This window comes from Nocardia sp. NPDC060220, assembly GCF_042727815.1.
Lineage (GTDB): Bacteria > Actinomycetota > Actinomycetes > Mycobacteriales > Mycobacteriaceae > Nocardia.
This window is the reverse complement of sequence record NZ_JBHWZY010000879.1, coordinates 1-2,797: the sequence shown is the minus strand read 5'-3', so window position 1 is coordinate 2,797 and position 2,797 is coordinate 1. Positions and strand designations below refer to the sequence as shown.

The following is a 2,797-nucleotide window of genomic DNA, read 5'->3' as shown; positions in this document are numbered from 1 at the left end:
GAGTTCATGGCGCCGATTCTCACCGCGGCGATCGCCGACGGCTACCGGGCGGCCCTGCACGCCTACCTGTCGTCGAATCTGCAATTCATCGACGACAACAAGAGTTACGTGGCCGCCGTCGGCGATATCGTGCTCAACGTGCGCGGCCCGGACGGCACGCTGCGATTCGACACCGCCGACGGTGAGCGGGAGATCATCGCCCCGCTGGCCGCGGCGCTGGCCGAGGGGCAGCGCACCGGTGAGTTCGGTGACTTCGATCCGACCGTGCTCGCGCGGCTGATCCGCGATTCGATCGACGGCGTCGCCGTCCGGGCGGTGCGAGATCCCGATTTCGATGTGCGCCGGTATCGCACGCACCTCATCCGGATGTACGACGCGGTGACCAGGAAGGACGACCGATGACGACTACTGCGGTATCCACGGAACCCAGTGTGGCGCGGGAGGTTCCGTCGTTCGCCACGCTCGGCGTCGGTGCGATCGCACTGGTGGCCTCGATCGGTTTGTTCGCGGTGCTCGGGCAGTACGGATTCTTCGGCGACGAGTTGTACTTCCTCGCGGCGGGCGGCCATCACCTGGCGGTCAGCTACGCCGACCAGGGCCCGCTGGTGCCGCTGATCGCCCGGTCGATGGATTGGCTCGCACCGGGTTCGCTGGTGGCACTGCGACTTCCGGCTCTGGTGGTCACCGTGGCCGGCATCGTGCTCGCCGCGGCGATCGCACGGGAGCTCGGGGGCGGGCGGGGCGCGCAGCTGATCAGCGCGGCCGCCTACGCGACGTCACCGTTCCTGCTCGTGCAGGGCAGCCAGCTCTCGACCAATGCGATCGACGGGCCGCTGTGGGTGCTCATCACCTGGCTGCTCGTGCGCTGGGTGCGGACTCGCGCCGATGCGTTGCTGATCTGGGCCGGCATCGTCACCGCGATCGACATGCAGGTCAAATGGCTCATCCCGTTCTTCTGGATCTGCGTCGGAATCAGCGTGCTCGCCTACGGGCCCCGTGAGCTGGTGCGCAGGCCCGCGCTGTGGATCGGCGCCGCGATCACCGCGGTCGCGATGGTGCCCAGCCTGCTGTGGCAGGCGGCGAACGGATGGCCACAGCTCGCGATGGGCGGCGTGGTCAGCGCCGAGCAGGAGATGATCGGCGGGCGGTTGATCTTCGTGCCGGTCGCACTGCTCGCGGCGGGGCTGCTCGGCGCGATCCTGCTGGTCTACGGCACGATCCGGTTGTTCCGTGCGGAATCGCTTCGCCCCTACCGGTTCTTCGGGCTGGTGGTCGTGCTGCTCGTGGTCGCGTTCGTGGCGACCGGCGGGCGGCCCTACTACGCCGTCGGCATCTATCCGATCGCGATGGCGGCCGGGGCGGTCGGGCTGGTCGAGGCGAGGGCCACGTGGCAGCGGATCGCCGCGGTTCCGGTGATCGGGCTCTCGGTCGCGCTCGCCGCGTGGTCGCTGCCCTGGCAGCCGGAGTCCTCGATCCCGCCGAGCACCGGTGGCGCGGACCTGCTGCTGCACGGCAAGTTCGGCTGGTCCGACCTGGCCTCGTCCACCGACCTCGCGTACCGGACACTGTCACCGGCCGAGCGCGCGCACGCGGTGATCGTCGCCGAATCCTATTGGCAAGCAGGGGCACTCGAGACATATCGGCAGCAGTACGGCTGGCCCGCGGTGTACAGCCCGAGTCGTGGGTACGGCTATCTCGGCACTCCACCGGATTCGGCGTCCACGGTGGTCTATGTCGGCGCGCAGCACGAGGAGTTGCGCGCGCACTTCGGATCGGTGACGCCGATCGGCCGGGCCGACGCCCGGCTCGGCTACGCGGGTGCCACCCGTGATGTGACGATCTGGCGCTGCGAACTGCCGGTGCGACCGTGGTCGCAACTGTGGACCGACCTGCGTGAGATGTAGCGCCACAACGTGACCGCGCACGGCCGCCCGTCGGAAGCGGTGGACGGAGTGGGCCGGCGGCCGGGGTGCGGCGGGCCCAGCCCTGCCCCACCAGGCCGTCGCCGCGCCAGGCGTGATCAGCGTTCAGGATCTGCGGATGCGGCGGTAGGTCGGGGTGGCGGTCGCCGCGGCGGCGAGCTCGGCGGCGAGCCAGGCGATATCGGTGTCGCCGAGTGCGCCCAGCGTCAGACGTAGATGGTCGCCGGCAGGCTGCTCGCCCGCTTCGAACGGGCCGCCCGGCGCGGCCTTGATGCCCGCGGCGGCGAGGCTGATCATCGCGGCGTTCTCGTCGGAGACCGGGAGCCAGACATTGATGCCGTCGCCCGCGGCCACGACGACATCGTGGCGGGCCAGCGCGCGGCGCAGAACGGTGGCGCGCCTGCGGTATTCGAGGCGCGCGCCCGCGACGGCGGCGCGCGCTCCGGCATCGTGGAGCATCGTCAACAGCACGCGCTGTAGTAGCCGGCTGGACCACCCGGGCCCGAGCATCCGGCGTTCGACCACCGGATCCAGCAGTGCCGCGGGCCCACCCGCGACGGCCAGCCGCAGATCGGCGCCGTGGGACTTGGAATAAGAGCGGATGTAGACCCCGCGATCGGGGAATCGCGCGGCCAGGGAGCGCAGCGGGGTGGTCGCGATGCCCGCGGAGTGGTCGTCCTCGATGATCAGCGCGGGGTACGAGCGCAGTATCGCCGCCAGTTCGCGGACTCTGGCCGCGCCGAGGGAGGCGCCGGTCGGGTTGTGGGCGCGCGGTTGCAGGATCACCGCGCGCGGCGCCGGTCCGTCGAACGCGCGCGCGAATTCCTCGGGCCGGAAGCCGGATTCGTCGAGGCGGACGGCGATCGGGCGCGCGC

At 70.9% G+C, this 2,797-nt stretch carries 3 protein-coding genes; 2 read left to right on the top strand and 1 reads right to left on the bottom strand.

Going from position 1 to position 2,797, the window contains the following annotated elements:
• A partial coding sequence (locus ACFWF3_RS31145) for a TetR family transcriptional regulator C-terminal domain-containing protein (RefSeq protein ID WP_379317301.1) occupies positions 1-402 on the top strand: 402 nt, incomplete at its 5' end.
• Positions 399-1,904, top strand: coding sequence for an ArnT family glycosyltransferase (locus tag ACFWF3_RS31140; protein ID WP_379317299.1), 1,506 nt, complete (start codon positions 399-401; stop codon positions 1,902-1,904). The genes ACFWF3_RS31145 and ACFWF3_RS31140, both read left to right, overlap by 4 nt.
• A 123-nt stretch (positions 1,905-2,027) precedes the next feature.
• Here ACFWF3_RS31140 and ACFWF3_RS31135 read toward each other — a convergent pair.
• Positions 2,028-2,797, bottom strand: a 770-nt coding sequence (locus ACFWF3_RS31135) for an aminotransferase class I/II-fold pyridoxal phosphate-dependent enzyme (protein ID WP_379317297.1), incomplete at its 5' end; no start/stop codon positions are given.

What these genes read in the sequence shown, in the direction of transcription:
- ACFWF3_RS31140 (WP_379317299.1), top strand. Translation starts at nt 399, where the DNA reads ATGACGACTACTGCGGTATCCACGGAACCCAGTGTGGCGCGGGAGGTT.